The sequence below is a fragment of the Acinetobacter sp. GG2 genome (genome assembly GCF_000292385.1).
Taxonomy (GTDB): domain Bacteria; phylum Pseudomonadota; class Gammaproteobacteria; order Pseudomonadales; family Moraxellaceae; genus Acinetobacter; species Acinetobacter seifertii.
Window position 1 is genome coordinate 472443 of record NZ_ALOW01000040.1, and the last position, 18389, is coordinate 490831.

At 33.0% G+C, this 18389-nt stretch carries 11 protein-coding genes and 1 pseudogene; 4 read left to right on the forward strand and 8 right to left on the reverse strand.

Annotated features, from left to right (window positions below; genetic code table 11):
* Positions 1–69: 69 nt before the first annotated feature.
* Positions 70–969 (reverse strand): LysR family transcriptional regulator, encoded by a 900-nt coding sequence (locus tag B554_RS0118240; protein WP_019459204.1) that lies wholly within the window; start codon positions 967–969, stop codon positions 70–72.
* 110 nt (positions 970–1079) lie between these two features.
* Here B554_RS0118240 and B554_RS0118245 point away from each other — a divergent pair, with 110 nt between their 5' ends.
* Complete coding sequence (locus B554_RS0118245; RefSeq protein WP_019459205.1) at positions 1080–2003, forward strand: alpha/beta hydrolase; 924 nt, start codon at positions 1080–1082, stop codon at positions 2001–2003.
* A 152-nt stretch (positions 2004–2155) separates the two neighbouring features.
* Positions 2156–3040 (forward strand): alpha/beta hydrolase family protein, encoded by an 885-nt coding sequence (locus B554_RS0118250; protein WP_019459206.1) that lies wholly within the window; start codon positions 2156–2158, stop codon positions 3038–3040.
* A gap of 35 nt (positions 3041–3075) precedes the next feature.
* On the opposite strand, the pseudogene B554_RS0118255 reads toward B554_RS0118250, so the two are convergent.
* Positions 3076–3595: pseudogene (locus B554_RS0118255) on the reverse strand (GNAT family N-acetyltransferase).
* Between the two features lie 244 nt (positions 3596–3839).
* Between B554_RS0118255 and B554_RS0118260 the strand changes: the two are divergent.
* Positions 3840–9575, forward strand: a complete 5736-nt coding sequence (locus B554_RS0118260; protein WP_019459208.1) for a dsDNA nuclease domain-containing protein — start codon at positions 3840–3842, stop codon at positions 9573–9575.
* Positions 9576–9649: 74 nt separating this feature from the next.
* Here B554_RS0118260 and B554_RS0118265 read toward each other — a convergent pair whose 3' ends face one another.
* From B554_RS0118265 to B554_RS0118275, 3 genes are all read right to left on the reverse strand, one after another.
* Positions 9650–11509 carry a UvrD-helicase domain-containing protein gene (locus B554_RS0118265; RefSeq protein WP_019459209.1) on the reverse strand — a complete coding sequence of 620 codons (1860 nt, stop codon included), beginning with the start codon at positions 11507–11509 and terminating at the stop codon, positions 9650–9652.
* An 18-nt stretch (positions 11510–11527) separates the two neighbouring features.
* Positions 11528–13537: an AAA family ATPase gene (locus B554_RS0118270; RefSeq protein ID WP_019459210.1), complete on the reverse strand. Its 2010-nt coding sequence runs from the start codon at positions 13535–13537 to the stop codon at positions 11528–11530.
* Between the two features lie 222 nt (positions 13538–13759).
* Positions 13760–14329, reverse strand: coding sequence for a TetR/AcrR family transcriptional regulator (locus B554_RS0118275; protein WP_019459211.1), 570 nt, complete (start codon positions 14327–14329; stop codon positions 13760–13762).
* An 819-nt stretch (positions 14330–15148) separates the two neighbouring features.
* Here B554_RS0118275 and B554_RS0118280 point away from each other — a divergent pair.
* The gene (locus B554_RS0118280) at positions 15149–15589 is read left to right on the forward strand and encodes an HD domain-containing protein (protein ID WP_019459212.1); all 441 of its coding nucleotides are present in this window, start codon (positions 15149–15151) and stop codon (positions 15587–15589) included.
* Positions 15590–15789: 200 nt separating this feature from the next.
* On the opposite strand, the gene B554_RS0118290 is transcribed toward B554_RS0118280, so the two are convergent.
* From B554_RS0118290 to B554_RS19210, 3 genes are all read right to left on the reverse strand, one after another.
* Positions 15790–16953 (reverse strand): hypothetical protein, encoded by a 1164-nt coding sequence (locus B554_RS0118290; RefSeq protein WP_019459214.1) that lies wholly within the window; start codon positions 16951–16953, stop codon positions 15790–15792.
* Positions 16946–18274: a TolC family protein gene (locus B554_RS0118295; RefSeq protein ID WP_019459215.1), complete on the reverse strand. Its 1329-nt coding sequence runs from the start codon at positions 18272–18274 to the stop codon at positions 16946–16948. The genes B554_RS0118290 and B554_RS0118295 overlap by 8 nt, the downstream gene beginning before the upstream one ends.
* Positions 18271–18389: hypothetical protein (locus tag B554_RS19210; RefSeq protein ID WP_227501336.1), on the reverse strand; the 119-nt coding region annotated here is incomplete at its 5' end. The genes B554_RS19210 and B554_RS0118295, both read right to left, overlap by 4 nt.

Consider the following 18389-nt stretch of genomic DNA (forward strand, 5'->3'; position numbering starts at 1 on the left):
TTCATCATTAGCTTAAACCAATTTTCTTACACGGATGTTCTGAAATACCCATGTTTATTTAATGAGCAGCTATTTTTTATTAAAATTTTCTTTTAACGCATCGATTAAGATATTTAATAAAGGTGCTTGCTCACGTCTGTGGGGATAATACAGATGATAAGGTTCATAGCTATGTCGCCAGTCCTTTAGCGTTTCTTCCAGTTCACCACTTTCAATATAAGGCTGAACCATATCAATAGGTAAATAAGCGATTCCTACACCGCTCCTTACTGCTTGAAGCACTGGAGATAAGGTTGTAAAAACGATTTTAGCATTAACAGTAATTATTTGTGTTTTACCTTGTTTGGTAAATTGCCAACGATAGAGTTCACCATGTGTTGGTAATCTTAAATTAATACAGCAGTATTCCACTAAATCTTTTGGATGCTTTGGGTGACCATAACGAGCTAAAAACTCTTTGGTTGCAACAGTAAGCATTTGTATTGGCTCACTCACCTGTAAAGCGATCATATCTTTAGAAACTAAACCACCTCTTCTAAGTCCTGCATCAAAACGCCCTTCTACAATATCAACAAGACCATAATCAGATATGATCTCTACTGAAATTTTTGGAAATTGTTGTATGACTTTTTCAACTGCTGGCCATAAGACACTTTGTATTCCATATTCATCTGCGCTAATACGTAATGTTCCTGCTGGATCATTTTTTAAAGCACTAATTTGATTTATGCCATTTTCTATTTCTTCTATTGCAGGTTGAAGCAAATTTAATAGATATTCACCTGCTTCTGTAGGTGCCACACTTCGTGTTGTTCTTGATAATAGTTTTATGCCAAGTCGGTCTTCTAAATTACGGAGTGTTTGACTAATGGCTGACTGTGAAGTCCTGAGTTTTGCGGCTGCGCGGGTAAAGCTCCGTTCTTGAGCAACCACCATAAAAGTGTGTAAATCATTTAAATTTTCTTTCATTATTTATAAGTATTCAATATAAGTGCTATCTGATTATAGTGGATTATCATAATAAATCTCCACGGTTATATTAATTTCATCGACCTAGTTCTTCTTTCGGAGAGAAGATGATGAAAACTGTAACTTTCAAAAATAAAAACATCGATGTTTCTGCAACTATACGTTTTCCAAAAGATTTCGATGAAAACAAAACATATGCAGCCATTGTATGTGCGCATCCAATTAGTAGCTGTAAAGAACAAACTGCCGGCGCAATCTATGGTGAAAAACTCACTGAAGCTGGGTTTATTACTTTAGCATTTGATGCATCGTATCAAGGTGCTAGTGGTGGTGAACCTCGTTTTCTTGAAGACCCTGCAACACGTGTAGAAGATTTTCGCTGTGCAGCGGACTATTTAACAACGCTTTCTTATGTTGATGAAAACCGTATTGGTGTATTAGGTGTGTGTGGTGGCGGTGGTTATGCTGTTAATGCTGCTATGACTGAACGCCGTTTTAAAGCAGTCGCAACTGTAGTTGCAGCAAACTATGGTCGTTTAATGCGTGAAGGTGACCAAACACCTGAGGCTGCCATTAAAACTTTAGAAGCCATTGCAGCACAACGTACTGCGGAAGCTCGTGGTGCCGAACCGTTTATTACCCAGTACATTCCAAACTCACAACAAGAGCGTGAGCAAGCTGGCATTCATGATATTGATATTAAAGAAGCTGTAGATTACTACAAAACCCCGCGCGGTCAGGCAGAAGGTTCACCCAATAAACTTCGCTTTTCAGGTTTAGCGGCTGCTGTTGGGTTTGATGCCTTTCATTTGGCAGATCACTTACTCACTCAACCCTTACAAATTGTGATTGGTGGAGTTCCGGGAGGCTTCGGTTCATATCGTGACGGTTATGAGCTATATAGCAAAGCGGCTTCTAAAGATAAAAACCTCTTTGTGGTTAAAGATGCAAGCCATTATGACTTATATGATCAACCTGAACCTGTTGTTCAAGCCTTAGAAAAAATTATTCCATTTTTTCAAAAACATCTTTAATTCATAAATTGGAAAGTTTCTCAATCGGGGAACTTTCCCAACCTTGCCTTGATTATTCAATTTAGCAAAAACAATTAATAAACTTATATATTGATTTTAAATTTCAATAGTTAGAGAATCACTCACAATCATAAATAACTACAAGAGTTCTCATGCTTCCTAATAAGAAAAAGAATATAGCCCTTTGCTACATTCTTCCTTTGATTTTAGTTGTTGGCTTCTATGCCTTTTTCCGTGTATCTATTCTTCCTTATATTTATACCAAGCAAGCACAGCATCAACTTTTAACAGCAAATAATCAAACAACTGAAATTTATTGGAAAGAACCAGACCTCTTAGCCGATAAAAAGTATCCAGCAATTATCTTTTTACATGGCATTCAGAAAGACAAAAAAGGTGCAAAAGCCTTTGTACGCTCAGGTTTGTTAAATGAATATGCTAAAAAGAACTTTTTTAGTTTTGCTGTATCTATGAGTGGATATGGTGAGTCATCTGGGAAATCAGATTTTTGTGGTAAACCTTCACAAAATAATCTTGTTCAAGCCATTAATTTTGCTCGATCACAGCCACATGTTGACTCAAACAAAGTTGTAGTAGTTGGTATTAGTTGTGGTGCTTCTATAGCGAATGTTGTAGCTAACTCAGGCAAGATAAATGCTTTGATTTTAGTATCTGGATTTTATGACTTTAAAGGTATGTATGCTCAGTGGAGTTCTAACACTAGAACACTACCGTCAAATGTTATGAATGAAATAAACCAAACTATTGCTACAGATAAAAATATAGAAAAGACGTCCGCTGCTAGATCATCATTACCAATTTCGTTTCAATATCCACCTACTCTTATATTAGTTGGCACTAAAGACCCTATTGTTGACCCAAAGCAAAGTATTCAGCTACATCAAGTACTTGATAGTAAAGGTATTCCAAACACTTTAGAACTTATTCAAGATGCCAAACATCCTGTGCCTGCTAATGTCTGGAAAACTAAAAGTGATTCATTTTTAGAAAAAACTTTGAATATAAAAATTAAATGATAAATGGGTTGCTCTGTAGATACTTATATCAGCCCTCAATCAAGCTTTTTATAATAAATCGCTGTGCCGTCATAGTTCCCATTTGAACTTAATGCAAAACTCGGAATGACACCCACACGAACAAATCCAATTTTGCTATATAAAAGTTCGGACACATCGCCTTCACGTGTATCTAAGACAAGTAAGCGCAAATCCTTTTCTCGTGCAAAGTTTTCTAGTTCATTCATTAGTAATGTTGCTATTCCTTGTTTTCTTGCAGAAGTAAGCACCATGAGTTTTTCAACCTCGGCTCTATGAACGCCGTTCTTTTTACTTACTAAGGATAATTGGACACTACCTACAATTTTTCCTTGTTGAATAGCAATCCATAGACGACTATTACCTTGTGCTAATTTATGGTTGACCTCACGCAAATAATTTAAGACTTCGTTCTTTTCTATAGGAGCTAAGAAACCTATTGAAGCTCCGCTATTAATAGAATCTTCTAACAAAAGCGATAAACCTTCTTCATTGGTCACCAATTTTTTTTATTTCTAAAATTTCAATATTTTTCATTTTTTCTCAAAGTTATCTGAATAAAATTTCATTAGATTTATTTACAAAATGACTATTAGGTAATAAATAGTTCGATAGGAAATTTTTCTAAATAAAACTCTATTAAATCAGAAGCATATTGATAAAAATAATAATAATAAAAATCCGACCTCATGTCTAATATTTAATCATAAATTATATCTTACAAAGAAAATGAGGCTTTAAGGATATACAATAGAAAAAAACATACGAAATCATTTAATTCATGCGTCAAGACAATATTAAAAGTACTGCAATTACCTACAAAGGCTATGATTATCAAACTTTATTTGGCATAAGCATCCTTGCCGAATGGCTACTCTTTCCAAATAAATATCAAAAAATTTTATTTGAGGCTACTGATGATACTGACGAAACACCGCAGTCTTTAGATGATGTAGTTTGTATCACAAAAGATAATAAATATGACTACTATCAAGTTAAATATTCACCTTCTCCTGAAAAGATAGAAAATGAGTTTTCTTGGAATTGGATTCTTCACAGTTCAGGAAAAACTGAACGCTCAAGAAGTATTTTAAGAAAAATATATGATGCATATAAAAAAATCCCATCAGATCAAATTAATTCAATCAATCTGGTTACAAATAAGCGTCTTGCTAGGGATGTAGAACCTTGCTTTCAAGGAACGTCTTATATTCAGTTTGATTTAATACCGACAGATAACCAAAATGAAATCATTAAACAGTTGGGTAACAAAACAGAAGCTCGAAAATTCATTGAAAACTTAAAAGTTGCTTACGAAGTCCCAATCTACTCAGTTCTCGAGGATCAAGTAAAAAACTCTCTAATGAAAATTAGCGATGAAATAGGATATTTACGTCTTTTTGATGAAGCTAAAAAATGGGCAACAATTAAAAATCACCCTTCACCTGACGGTTGGATTACTCTAGATATACTACGTTCAGTTATTCATACAAAACGACCTGAACCGATACCTCAGAGTTTTTACATTTCAGAAGATTATGTATTACCAGATGAGGCCTTTCATAATAATTTTATTAATGAAATAATTAATAAAAATAAATCAAATATATATGTTTTAACTGGTAGCCCAGGTTTAGGCAAAAGCACATATCTAAGTTACCTTTGTAAGGAATTAGAAGATAAGAAAATTCCTTATATTAGACATCATTATTTTATTTCTACAAGTGATCGAACTCAAGACCGGTTATCCTTAAGAGTCATTGCAGAGTCTCTTTATTCACAAATAAGAAAATTTCATCATAAAGTTACAATTTCATCTCATGAGCAACCTGAAAATTTAAATAATATTCTTGAGAATTGTGGTAATTATTATAAAAGAATCGGAAAACCATTCATACTTTTTATAGATGGATTAGATCATGTTTGGCGTGATAATAATAAGGACATTAGTCCATTAGATGAAGTTTTTAAAACTTTGTTACCATTACCTGCTAATCTTAAAATTATAGTTGGTACACAACCTGTAGATGATGAATACCTACCAAAAAGACTTTTAAATTTATGTCCTAAGAAGAGTTGGACCTACCTTCCTCCTATGTCAGGAAATGCAATATCTGAATACATAAGTAAAAGAATTGAAAATGGTGCATTAATAACGAATGATTATGGAAATAAGTTTGAAATCATAGCTAAAGCCTCGTCAGCACTATTAACTTCCACACATGGTTATCCTTTACAGCTGATCTACTCCTGTGAATATTTAAGAATTAATCAGCTTCCTGTTAATGAATGGCATATCAATCAATTACCAATGCATAGTGGAGGTAATATTCAGGAATATTACTTATTTATTTGGCATACATTATCTTATAAACAAAAAAACATACTCCATCTCATTGTAAGTTTTAATTTTTTTTGGCCTAGGCATTCTTTTAATACAATCTTCTCTGATCCATCCTTAGACATAAACTCAGTGATCTTTTTGCTTCATGAGTCTTTATCTGGTTTAAGACCTTTTCATGAGAGCTTAAGTGTTTTTGTAAAAAGCAGAGATGATCATTCTAATATCATTGAAACGTTATTAAAATCCGTATGTAATTGGCTAGAGCAAGATGCACCTGAGTCATTAAAGCAACGTTGGCTATGGCATTGTTACGCTTTAATGGGAAATACAATGCCTTTAAGAGAAGGTTTAACTCGTGATTGGGTGATTAATCGTTTAGTAGAAGGATATGATCCGCAAGTCTTTATTGATTTATTAACTCAAGCTGAAACAATCGCTTTTGAAGAATCAAAATATGCTGAGGCTTACAAACATAGATCTATAAAAACACGCTTAATAAATGGTCCTCAGTTTCAATTAGCTGATTTTAATAAATTAAAAATAATATTTCTCACAACTGCCCCTCTATCTGCAATTAATGAATTAATTTCCTTACATCACCAACTTTCAGTGGCTGATTTAGCAATTTTATCTATAGCCTTATGGCATAGAAATGAAAAGACTCAGGCTTTATCAACTGCAAATTGGTGTTTTCAAAGATTTCTTAGCGAAGAACGCTTATACAATAATCATGAACATGATGAACTTTATAAGAAAAATATTGAGCTCACACTTACTGCTAAAATTTTATGTGATGAAGATTATATAAATAGTCGTATTCGTACAAATAAAATAAAAAAATGGAATGAGGAATGGATAATTCTCTTGTGTCAGACTAGCTGTTTGAATAATAACTTTGAACAACTACTTGATGTTTTTAATGAAGTAAATGATGAAATAGTTAAAATATTGATTTCAGATAAAGTATTTCTTCTAGGATACTTAGAGGGAGTCGAATTTAATAGTTGGGATAATTTAGATTTATTTAATTCCTCTTCTCTTGGTAAGGCAATTCATATTTTAGAAAACAACCTATTCATACAAAATCATTTAAATTATGATAATGAAGAACATTTTTTAGTTTATAAAAGAGATCAATTAATATTTTCATATAAAGACTACTTTTTTGACAATTTTTTCCAACATTTGGCAGCTCAAGGTGATTTCTTACATTTGACAATACGAAGTTACAGTAATTCAGTTAAAGTTGGCTTATACAATCTATTAGTTGATTTAAGTGATCATATTATTAATTTAATTGAAGTTGGAGAATATTTTTCATTCTTTGATATTTATTCTTTACTTAGTAGTTCAGACTTACCTATACATTTTGACTATAAAGATACTGGAGAAGTCATTAAATTCAAGAACACTTGGTTTGAGATTTGCTTAATTATTAATTTAATAATCAATAAGAAACGAATTAAATTATCAGATTTTAAAGGTACTGAAGAAAAAGAGTTTTTTAGTATATATTGGTTTATTGAATGGTATGCCGAACAGAACATTCAATTTTTTGAAGATGAAACAATTGAATTTATCTTTAAAATTATTGATGAAATCCTAGAGAATGAAATTCAGGAAACTAATCAACGATGTGATTATTTTTCTAATTTAGCAAAAATTGCATTACTTCATCAGAAGCCCGAACATATCAAAAGATATACATTTAAATGTTGGGATCTCATTTTAGGGTATGGTTGGCATAAGGACAGAGGGATTTTTGAGATACTAGAGTCTATTGATTACTTATCGAAGAAGAATAAAAAAGATGCTGCTCTATATCTTAAAGAAATTTCATCGGAAGTAATGCATATCTCAAAATATACTGATGGTGATGAAACTAGGCACTCCTTATCACAGTATAATAATTTGCTATCAAAACTTGATTTATCATATTTGGTTTCAAAATTTCAATATGAAATTATACACGGTAATTGGTATAAGGCTGAAGATTCTTTTCATAAAATACTCAGTAATTTACCTGATCTTGCATCTTACTATTTAGAATCTTTATCTCGAACAGGATTATCAAATGATGATTTATATGCCATAGAAGATAATATAAACTCCGCACGAGCAAAAAAATTAATTGACATTGCACTAGATCACAATGGCTTGCCCCAATTAACTCGATACATTAAGGAGAATGAAAATTCAACCAAAGATGATCAATCTATGATTATTAACTATGAGGATTATCCTTTACAAAAATTTGATGATTTTTTAGAATTTATTAAAGCTGATTACAAAAGTAGAGACTATTTACTATCATGGGTCGAATATTGGAAATCTAAAGCTAAAAAGTCCGATATTATAAAATACATTTGGAGTAACTTAAAAAATAGGTATTTATTATATAAAGACGAAAGTATATTACTTGACCCTCTTTATGAGATTGCAAGAAGTGCTAAAGGTAAAAGTTTTGCATTTGATATTCTCCTTAAAGCCCAATCGGAGAAAGGTGGATGGTTGTATTATTACGAATCTACAGAACAATGTCTTAAGCGTTTAGATATTGTTGCCCAAGACTATAGAGACAGAGCTGATGAATTTATTAAAAAAACTACTAAAAATAATAGTGAACCAGATATAAGACTTGTTATCCCTTCTTCCAAATTAGTTTATTTACTAGTACAACTTGATCGAATAGAAGAAGCTAAATCATTTATTGAAGTGATGATTAAAGTTCTAAAAGAAGAAACTCGGAATTTGAATTTGCAGATACCAAATTGGGATTGGAACCAAAATTTAGATGAACATGAAATAGCCATCTCTTTACTTATTGCTAGACTACATTGGCCATTCACGAGTATTAAACAATGGACAGCGAATGAACTCTCAACACTATTAAGTGCAAATGCCCATTATAAAACTATTGAAACTAAATTATTAGAAAGTTTGAAGTCAAAGAAATTAGAATCCGAAGTTGTTGAAATATTATGTGTATTTTGGATGGCTTCTCAAAAGAGCTATAAACCAAGTGTTGTTTTGGGAGACTATATATTTGCGAGATCTTGTTTATCCGATCAATTATTGAAATCTATAAATTCTCAAATTTCTAACTTAGGTTGCTATCAAGGTAACTTCAATATTAACTTAGATTTAATAGATAAAGAGTCAGATTTTAGAAAAAATCTGGGAAGTGAATTCCCTTATATATACTTAAGCACTTTAGAAGATCTTGAAAATGAATCCCATTACCCTTTGACTGAAGATTTTCAACATGAGTGGAACAAAACATTCATAAATGAGCCTAGGCTAAACGACTCTTATCAATATTTCTTAGATAGAAATAATACTGGTCAGCTTTATACATTAAATAGTCATAGAGCTAGATCTGCGTATTTAAGAGTTCTGGAAGTTGCTAAACATCGTTATCAAATGCCTAGTGACTGTGCTGATTTTCTATCAATAAAGGCTTTGCCACTTGAAACATCTTTTTTAAATTTTTTACCGTCTAAAGTGAGCTGGTTTTCAAAGTGGAATTATCAAAATGAATACAATCTTGAAGCTCTTAAAGATTATATTAGAAACTTAATTGAAACTTGTAATACAAATAATGGAGATAGTGTTTTAGCTGCTTTATCTTTCCCTTTAGAAATTAGCTCAAATTTACAGTTAGATATTACCTGTACATTAATGAATGATAAAAATAAAGCAACTGAAAGATCTCAAGTTATTTCTATAGGATTAGGGTTAGAGAAAGAATTAGATTTTAAATTTATTGAATCTAAGAACTTACCCTTTGAAAATTTTCCTTTTACAGGAACAGCTTTCCCTCATCATAGATATGGTCATTGGTTTGCTGAACAGGATTCAAGAGGAATATATATACCTATCATACCAAACAGTAAACTTAAAATTATAGGTCAATCAGATAATAAAATTATTAGATATTTACTAGGCGATATTGAAATTGGCGTGTCTGGTTACTGGAATGAAGAATGGGAAAATACATATCTTTCCAAAATGAAACCTAGATGCGCGACTTATACATTGCTTACTCCACAATATTTTCAGAACTTATTAGGTTCTAAGATTGGATATAAATATACTTGTCATATAATTGCTGCCTCTAGAGAACAGGATTATGGGGAATATGAATATCAAGAAATAATTTTTGGAGTTTAATAACAATATCTATAAATTAAATCTGACATTTAAGAAAAATTTAATTGTCAGATTTAATTTAAAAAATATAAATTTCATTCACTCTTATCAATAACATCTACAATACCAGAATTCTGTAATGCAGTAATAATTCCTTCAATATTATTTATATATTGTGGCTTTAATCCATATCTTGTCATTCTTTTCTGACTAATAGTAAAAATTACTCTCTCCTTTGCTCTTGACAAAGCAACAAAAAAAGCACAATTATCTTCATTCATTTGCCTATCATAAGTCCAAAAAGCTCCATCTTCGAGCCCAATAAAAATAACACTATGATATTCAAGTCCTTTACTTTTATGAATAGTCATGACTGGTATAGTATTAATACCCCAAAGAGCATCTATAGATTCTATAAAATTAGCTTTATTTTCATAAATTTCCCATAATCTATCAGTAAAGTTTTGAATTAAATTATTAAAAAAAATACGATCCTTATACTGTTGGAATTTTGCTTTTAAATTTTCAATATTAATAAAAATTATAATTTCATCAATTATATTTTTTAATTGATCTTTATCTTTAAAATTATCAAAATCATATTTTATTCTTATTTTTTTAATCCATTCCGATATAGAAAACTCAAGCAACAATAGCTTATTATTTTCACTTTCATTATATAGATTGACTAGAAAGCTAAAAACCATATATCTAGAATCAGATTTTATTTTTTCAGAGCTTGCTCGCAACAAATTAACTATAAAAACCACAATTTCTTCAGTTAAAAAATTTTGAAATTTATCTTCATTACGAGCATTTATACCATTATTATTAAAATAGTTAATTAAATCACCTGCATATAATTCTAAGCTTCCTTTTACAAGTATACATATATCCCTTGGATTAATATTTTCTTCATATATCCATTTTTTGACATCTTTTAATAAATTTTCCTGTTCTTGGTTTGGATCCGCCAATAGCCATAACTCACATATACCATCATCTTTATTCCGAAGAGATGAGGGAGATGCAATAAAATTATTTTTCAGAAGATGATTAGTCAAATAATTTTGAAGTTCAACTAATCTTGGAGCACTTCTGAAATTCATAAAAAGTTGAATCTCCTTTGCTATTGTATCATGCTTAAAATCCTCAAAAATAGTTTCTTGAGCACCAGCCCACAGCATAATACGCTGTTTATCATCACCGACCGCAGTGTATACAGAATTACTATTTAAAAAACAACTTTTAAAAAAACTATATTGCACATCAGTTGTATCTTGAAATTCATCAAGGAATACATAAGCATAAGTTTCTTGTAAATATTTTTTTATTTTAGGATTAATATTAATAATAAGTTCAGCTAAGCGCATAATCATAGGAAATGTTAATTTACTTGGTGATTCTGCCAACATTTTTTCCCATACTTTTTTTCTATTTTTATCAGATATATCATTTTCGGAAAGTGGTAATTTTTGTAAATGCAATTTTAGAATATCTTTTTCTGTTGTTGAATTATAAAAGTCGATATCTATTGTTTCATAATAATTTTTTATTATTTTATTTTGGTTATTAGTTAAAATTTCATAATCATCTGAAATTAATAACTGTTCAGGTAATCCTTGCTTAAATCTATCTAATAATTGCTTTGCAAAAGAGTCAAAGGTTAAAGATTCAAATCTCCTTGCAAATTCTTCTCCACTACGTTTTTTTACTCTTTCATATAGATTCAAAGAAGCATCTTTTTTAAAGCTAATAGCCAAAATTTTTCTTGGAAAAATACATGTATTTGTTTGTAGTAAAAAATTTGCTCTTTGAGCAAGCATTTCAGTTTTTCCTGCACCGGGTCCAGCTATAACTAAAATATTTTCTGAACTTTTCACTGCCTCAAGAGCATTGTCCTCGAGTTTTAAACCATCACTAGGTTGCCAGTCTATTTTTCCCAGATATTTCATATATAATTACTACTATTATTAGCTATCTTTTAAATTTAATAAATTTTTAATACAAATGAATATTTCATTAAAAATTATGGGCAAATTATGCTCTAAAGATTCTTTGTCTATATTTGCTAATGTTAATATATGTGTCGTAGGTTTACCTCTACTTAAAAAATGATAATTATACCAAATCATTAATTCTTTTTCCTCCTCAGAGTAAGTGATTGCTTTTGCATTTTCTGATTTAAGAGTTGCTATTACACCGTCTTGAATTTTTTTATTAAAAGATGTTAAATCAATGTTTTTATCTGGAATTCTTGGTCCGCCATTTTTAGGAATTATTGCCTTATAAAAATCAGGATAATGTTTCAACATCAAAAAATCTAAATCTAATGGAGCAGAATAAAATACATTGTAATTTTTTAAAAAATTTACCCAGCTATTTAAAGAACATAAAGTTTTTTTGCTTATTTCCCAAGTATGCATTTCCTCTAATTCTTTGTCTGATAAAATTCTGCCATTCTCTAGCTTTAAGAGATTATCTCTATTAACACCACTTTCAATAAGTTGTTTTAAAATGTATTTAATTCTTCCCCATCCGCCACCTTCTCGCTCTACATCAAGATCTAGTAAAGTTATATGGGGAATGTGCAGATTATTTAATAATTTCCAAATGTGGTTAACGAACCTATGACCTAATGGAGCAAATGTAATTATATTATCATCAAAATCTAACTCCTTAATTTCCATAAGGTGTTCAAAAATAACTTCTTCAGTATCGCCTTCTCCAATAACAACTAAACGGGCAAAGTATATTTCAGGATAATTATGTATGGCCTGTTTTATATATTTATAAGCTTCATCAGCCTTATCCGGTAATTCAATACGGTTAACTTGAGTTATATAATCTTCTGTAATTCTAAAATGTAAAATATTTTCCGGATCTATCCTTTTAACAATAGCGGGGGTATGCGATGAAAATAATACCTGAGAATTTTCTTGTAAAGAAATTGATTTTAAGATTTTGACAACTCTACCTAGTAACTGTGGTGCAATGTGATTCTCTGGTTCTTCTACTGCAAGTAAAGTCAATAATGGTCGTGTAAATTCAATACTATCATCACTAGATTTTTTTATTAATTTTTCCTCAATTTCTAATAAAGCACAAACAAGAGTTAAATAGAACATTGAGCGATAACCATCGCCTAACTCATTTACACCATAAGTTTTATGAGTACCTGTAGGACTAAATGAGATATCTATTTTCTTTAAGACTTCATCAAAGTTACTATTACTAAATCCTATAGAAGTATCTCTATACCGTTCATCTTTATGGAATTTACTCCATATATCTGAGATTGTATTCTGAATTATTGAAAATTCACTTAACTCCTGAAAAGAATCATTAATTTTATTAATTTGGGTGTCAAAATCTTTTTTAAAAGAATCATTCCATTGAATTTTTTTTAATATCCTATATAAAATACTACCTGACGCGTATTTAATCTGTTCTGATGGTTTTCTAATTGCAGGAACATATAATATTTGTATCAAATTTCGTAAATGATTTGGAAATGATTTTTTATCATCATCTTTTTCATCAATGCCATCAGCCACAGATATGAAATAAGTATTTACTTCTATTTCACCATCAGGAAGTATTTCAGATTTTGACCAAGTAGCTTCCAATCTAATACGTACATAAGGATCTTCACCAACCCCATCTATGACCATCGTTGGAAAAAGATGAATAATCGCATCTTTTTGACTCTCTTCTTCTGTGAATTTAATTTTTACTTCTATAGAGAGTTTTCTACTTGTAATACTGATAGGGTCTTCATCATAAGCAATATGAAAATCTTCTTTATAAATTTCTCTTTCAGATAAAGTTGATCCAAATACTTTTCTTAAAGCCTCTAAAGCTGTTGTTTTCCCTGAGCTATTTAAACCAATAAATGTTGACATTTTATTTACCAACGAGATGTCAACGATATCAAAACCAAAAGATCTGAACCCACTTATTCTTAAATTAGAAATTTGCATTGCTTTCCCCCTCTAATTCAGTTAAATATACCAAAAAATAATAACTTAAGTATATTTTGCTTTTTTATTATTTACTTTATGAAGTAACACTCAGGATTCAACCCTTTATACTTATTAAACATCTATTGTATTTTTAATAAACTAGAGTTTAGATAAGCATAAATCAACTAAGATAATTGTTTCATAAAAGTTTTATCTTCAATCCATTAACCACATACATAATTAATTCACTCTAGCAGAACTTATATCAATTGTACTCAAAAACACCTCCAACACTCTCTCATCAACTTCATCTGAACTTAAACGCTGAATGATTGCACCATCAATTATATATATAAAGAGTTTGGCATCGGTAAAGGAAACATCGGGGTTAAGTGCTCTAAGCTGGCTATATATTTCGTTGGTAAGCCATGTTCTATATCTCACGGCGGTTGTGTACGCGTTTGGGTAGTTATTTTTAGTTTCAAAAATAGCTTTAAACAACAGGTAATACAGCCCGTCTATGTCTGCGTGTAAGTCATAGAGCTTTTTAAGCTTATCGGCTGCGCTTGTGTTGTGGTCGTATTCGACCATAGAGACTACTTTTTCTTGGAGTCGTTCTTTTTGTACGATTAGGCAAATTTCAATAAAGCGTTCTTTAGAGTGAAAGTAGCGATAAAACGTCATTTTGGTTATTTCGGACTCGCTCGTAAGTCTGTCGATACCGACCAAATGAAAGCCATGGTAATGGAACAGCTCAATTGCTTTATTTACGACGTTAAAAGCACGTGTTGGGAGAGTTAAATTTTGCATATTTTTACCGTTTTAAAAAATTATTGTTGTATATAAATGAGATATAAATGCCTTCCACTTTTCTAAAGGTGAAAAAAAGGCGTAGCAAAGCCGTAAAGACTGTGCCGAGCACATCTCAAGTTTTAGTTGTTGATGAAGTTTTAAGTAATAACGAGCTAAAGCCTGAAAAAGCCTTACGGCGATCAAGCTGCGTTAAATGTTTTAAGCTGTGTTGTTATAGCTTTTGGCAAAGATTGCCAAGAAATAATGGGTGCGCAAAGCCAACTCCTTATATATGGAGTTCTGCCAGAGCATAAGTTTTATGGTGGCAGAACGGAAGAGGGTTCGCAGACTGGTTAAGACATCCAGCACACCCGAGGGTGTCCCTCTCCCGTCCTACCGCTACGGGAGGAGACTGGGAGTTTTCGCACAAAACTATTCCTCAGAAGAAATAATCCTGATGCGGTCTTAATACGGTCTGCGACGACCGTCTGGCAATGTAGGCCAGCCCGCAAATGGTAATCTTCAATATTTAAGGTGTCAATGTGAAATTGGCTAGAAATTATTTAAATAGTTATTATTTTTCATTTAATTAGATAATTAAGGAAACTCTTAAGTAATATTTACAATCTACTTTTATATCATTAAGTTAAAGTTTAAAATTTCAAAAACTTAAGGGCTGGTTTGGCTCACATCAACAAAGAATAAATTAATAAAAGTCAGTGACTACTCTTATTAAGAAGTGTTTTTAAGAGTCGCTATTCAGTATAAAATTATGACCTAAGCGACTAATCTCACCCATTAGGCCGCGTCATATACTTAAAGTGATAAGAGCAAAAAATGACTCAAAATCAAGTTGAACTCGCAGAGACATTGTCAAAAGAATCTCATCAAGGTCAAAAGTATGGTCCTCATGATTACTTTGAGTACCATATTAAAGGTGTGGTCAATTCATTAATCGAGCATCAATTTTCAGAAATCTACATTATTACCGCCCTTCTCCACGATAGTGTTGAAGACACGCCTCTTACCCTAGACAAAATCGAAAGCTTATTTGGAAAAGAAATCCGCGATGTCGTCGATGCATTAACTAAACGAGAAGATGAAACACGCGAAGAATATTTATTCCGTTGTGGTTTAAATCCAATTGCTCGAGTGGTGAAACTTCATGATGCAGCCTTTAATGCGCATAACTCACATAAGGATAATAATCACTCACGTGTCGATTATTACCTTCAAACCATGTTAGCTGTTTCAACAGCGCAAGATAAGTTGGGCTAAAGGGTCAAATTCGCTAGGTTCATTAAATCCAAAACGATTCACTTTGATTTTGTAACGTAATCAAGCTCACCATAAGAAAAGTCTCTTGCTCTAGCTGATGTTCACCATTTTGTGCATATATTTGCTCAAATTTATTTAACATTCATAAGAATTGAGCAAATTTTTGCGCATTCATGCCCCACGGCGAAACTATCTAAGCATTAAATACGCCCAACTTCTAAGTATGGAATCAGGTTTTTATCAAAATTTGGTCTTGGGTCACCCTCATAACTAATAAAGCCATGCATACCCGTTAAACGCTCACCTTTATAAAACTGATTTAACTGATAACGCGGGTCTTTATGGGAAAGCGTAAAACTCACTACGCCAACGCCCTGTTGTTTTGACTGGTTATAGGCATCTTCGAGCATTTTATGATGCAAAGCCAAATCTTCGGGATGGCACATAAGCGTATGCAGCACATGGTACTGAATAGAGTCACCCAGTTTAGGCAAACGCATCCCTTTAGTAATTGGAGTTAGCAAGTTATAAATGGGTCTAAGCACACCTATGGCCGAACTATAATTTAAAATCTTGGTTTGCTTAATACTATGCTGATCCCACAAGCCAAACATACCCACCAGTTTTTCGCCCTTAAAGTAAAGTGAAAAGTCTGAGAGTTTTATGCCTGAAAAATACTGATGACCTTGAGCAAGTTCTTCAAAGTTATAGGCAGGTATAAAGTTGTAGTGTTCTGCCATGTCGGCAATAAACTGATTCATAGCTGGTACATGTTCGACTTCGGCAACACAACTACGAATCACTTGAATGTCACTCTGTTTATTAGCTTGCTTTAAAAAAGCCGTGATTTTTCGTTTTGCGCCAGTACTCGTCAGGCTGAGTGTCTCTATAAGCCCTTCATCATAATAATCGGGCATTCCCGTTTTACCTGTTTGGATGGCAGCACGCGCCGCGTGGTTATCATCAAAAATAATCATTTGGCTAAAGTTCGGTGCATGCATGGTCTGTTTTACATGCTTGGCTAATACCTTCACCAGTGATTTACCACGGTAGTTGTGATCTACCCGTAAGTCTCCAGCGTATCGCAAGTTTTGAACGCTCCGATCGACATAACAAGGACGATAGCCATTGCTATAACAAGCGAGCTTCTTTTGGCTTTCGGTGTCTTCAATCACGACATGCAATTTATGCCGATACACAATGTCGGAAGCCCGAAAATAGCTCGGTTCACGCTGAAAGCTAATTTGAATGCCTTTGGTGGTCATGGGCACAGCGATTAACTCTCGTAAAGCCTGATCATCGACCTGAGTAGCTTCACGGGTAATGAGAGTATTTTCTGCAAGTGGTGGATTTGTATTATTCATTATTCACCTGTTGTACGGTCTGCATAGGAACCAAACTATTTAAACGTCCCATTTGGTCGAGTAGCTGATAAACAAACACCACTTCGTCTTGGTCATTTACGGTTTTCTGGGTTTGTGCATCGAGTAGCTTCTGTTCGGTATTCAGCAAATCAAAAGTGGTTTTGGTGCCTAGATCAAACTCTTTACGTGTATAGACAAAGGCAATAGACGCTGCCTCTATGGCATTTGCCAATGCATCTTTATTTTGTCGGATGGTTTGAAGCTGTGCATAGGTGGTACGGGTACGCTTATTTAAGTCCAGTTCAAGGCTTCGTATTTTCTGATGAGCCAAATCGATATCAGCCTGCGCTTTTTTGACATTGGCGCGATTTAAACCATCGTCATAGAGCGGTACATTGAGCTGTAACCCAACCATATAGTTGTTACTTTCAGAACCAATATAACTTGCTTCATCCTGCTTTCCGGCACGGCTGGTCAGCATAACCGTTGGCCAGAGTTCCCGTTTAGTTAAAGCGTATTGTTTCTCTGCGGCTTGCATTTCATATTTAGCGCGCATTAAAGCCGGATGGTTCTTGGTTTGCGCCAAAATCTCATCTAGTTCATTCGGTATAGCAGGCAATTGTTTAATTGCAACAAGGTTGTCAGGTGTTGTACCCGTTACTTGATAAAACTGCGCTTCACTCACGGTCAAGTTAGACTGCGCCTGTGTAATATCGGCTTGGCCTTGTGCGACTTGTGCCAAAACTTGGGCTAAGTCTGCACGGGTAATCATGCCTACATCAAAACGGCGCTTTGACTCATATAAAGACCGTTGCAAGTTCGCCATGGTCTTTTGTCTGAGTTCTAAAATGGCTTTCTTTTTTAATACGTCGGTATACACCATGACGGTATTTAAAATGGTTTCTGACCGTTGATCTGACAAGCCTTGGTGTTGAGCAGAAAGCTGACTCTGGGCAATATCTACACCCAAACGATGCCGCCCAGAGGTATAAATCGGATAGTCTGCCTGCAATTGCAAACTTCGTCCTTTACGGTTGCCTTCGGTTGGAAACATAACTTTTGGCGGCGTATCTATTCTTTCATAGTCCAGTTGCCCAACTAAATTGACTTTGAGTCCATCGCGCTGTTTGGCTTGTTCAAGCATAGCGGTAGACTGGTTTACGCTTAAACGGCTGACTTCAAGCTGACTTTCATGCCTTAAACTGGCAGACAAAGCCTCGTCTAAAGTCATGGCCTGTGTATTCGACACAACCAACACGCCTAAATACAAGGCGTGTCGAAGTGTTAAAAATCGAGTATTAAATGACTTCATCCCTTTCATAGTTGTTCCAAACTATTGAGGGTGACTTTTTTAAGTGGCTCAGGTTTGATATTGCCTTCAATAATCCCATCAAACATGACCAGTTGCTTATACGCATTCCAGCCGTTATTGGCTT

Bases quoted from the DNA above. Each gene is read 5' to 3' on its own strand.
- B554_RS0118280 (WP_019459212.1), top strand. From the start codon at position 15,149: ATGACTCAAAATCAAGTTGAACTCGCAGAGACATTGTCAAAAGAATCT.
- B554_RS0118265 (WP_019459209.1), bottom strand. From the start codon at position 11,509: ATGAAATATCTGGGAAAAATAGACTGGCAACCTAGTGATGGTTTAAAA.
- B554_RS0118275 (WP_019459211.1), bottom strand. From the start codon at position 14,329: ATGCAAAATTTAACTCTCCCAACACGTGCTTTTAACGTCGTAAATAAA.
- B554_RS0118245 (WP_019459205.1), top strand. From the start codon at position 1,080: ATGAAAACTGTAACTTTCAAAAATAAAAACATCGATGTTTCTGCAACT.
- B554_RS0118260 (WP_019459208.1), top strand. From the start codon at position 3,840: ATGCGTCAAGACAATATTAAAAGTACTGCAATTACCTACAAAGGCTAT.
- B554_RS0118250 (WP_019459206.1), top strand. From the start codon at position 2,156: ATGCTTCCTAATAAGAAAAAGAATATAGCCCTTTGCTACATTCTTCCT.
- B554_RS0118270 (WP_019459210.1), bottom strand. From the start codon at position 13,537: ATGCAAATTTCTAATTTAAGAATAAGTGGGTTCAGATCTTTTGGTTTT.
- B554_RS0118295 (WP_019459215.1), bottom strand. From the start codon at position 18,274: ATGAAAGGGATGAAGTCATTTAATACTCGATTTTTAACACTTCGACAC.
- B554_RS0118290 (WP_019459214.1), bottom strand. From the start codon at position 16,953: ATGAATAATACAAATCCACCACTTGCAGAAAATACTCTCATTACCCGT.
- B554_RS0118240 (WP_019459204.1), bottom strand. From the start codon at position 969: ATGAAAGAAAATTTAAATGATTTACACACTTTTATGGTGGTTGCTCAA.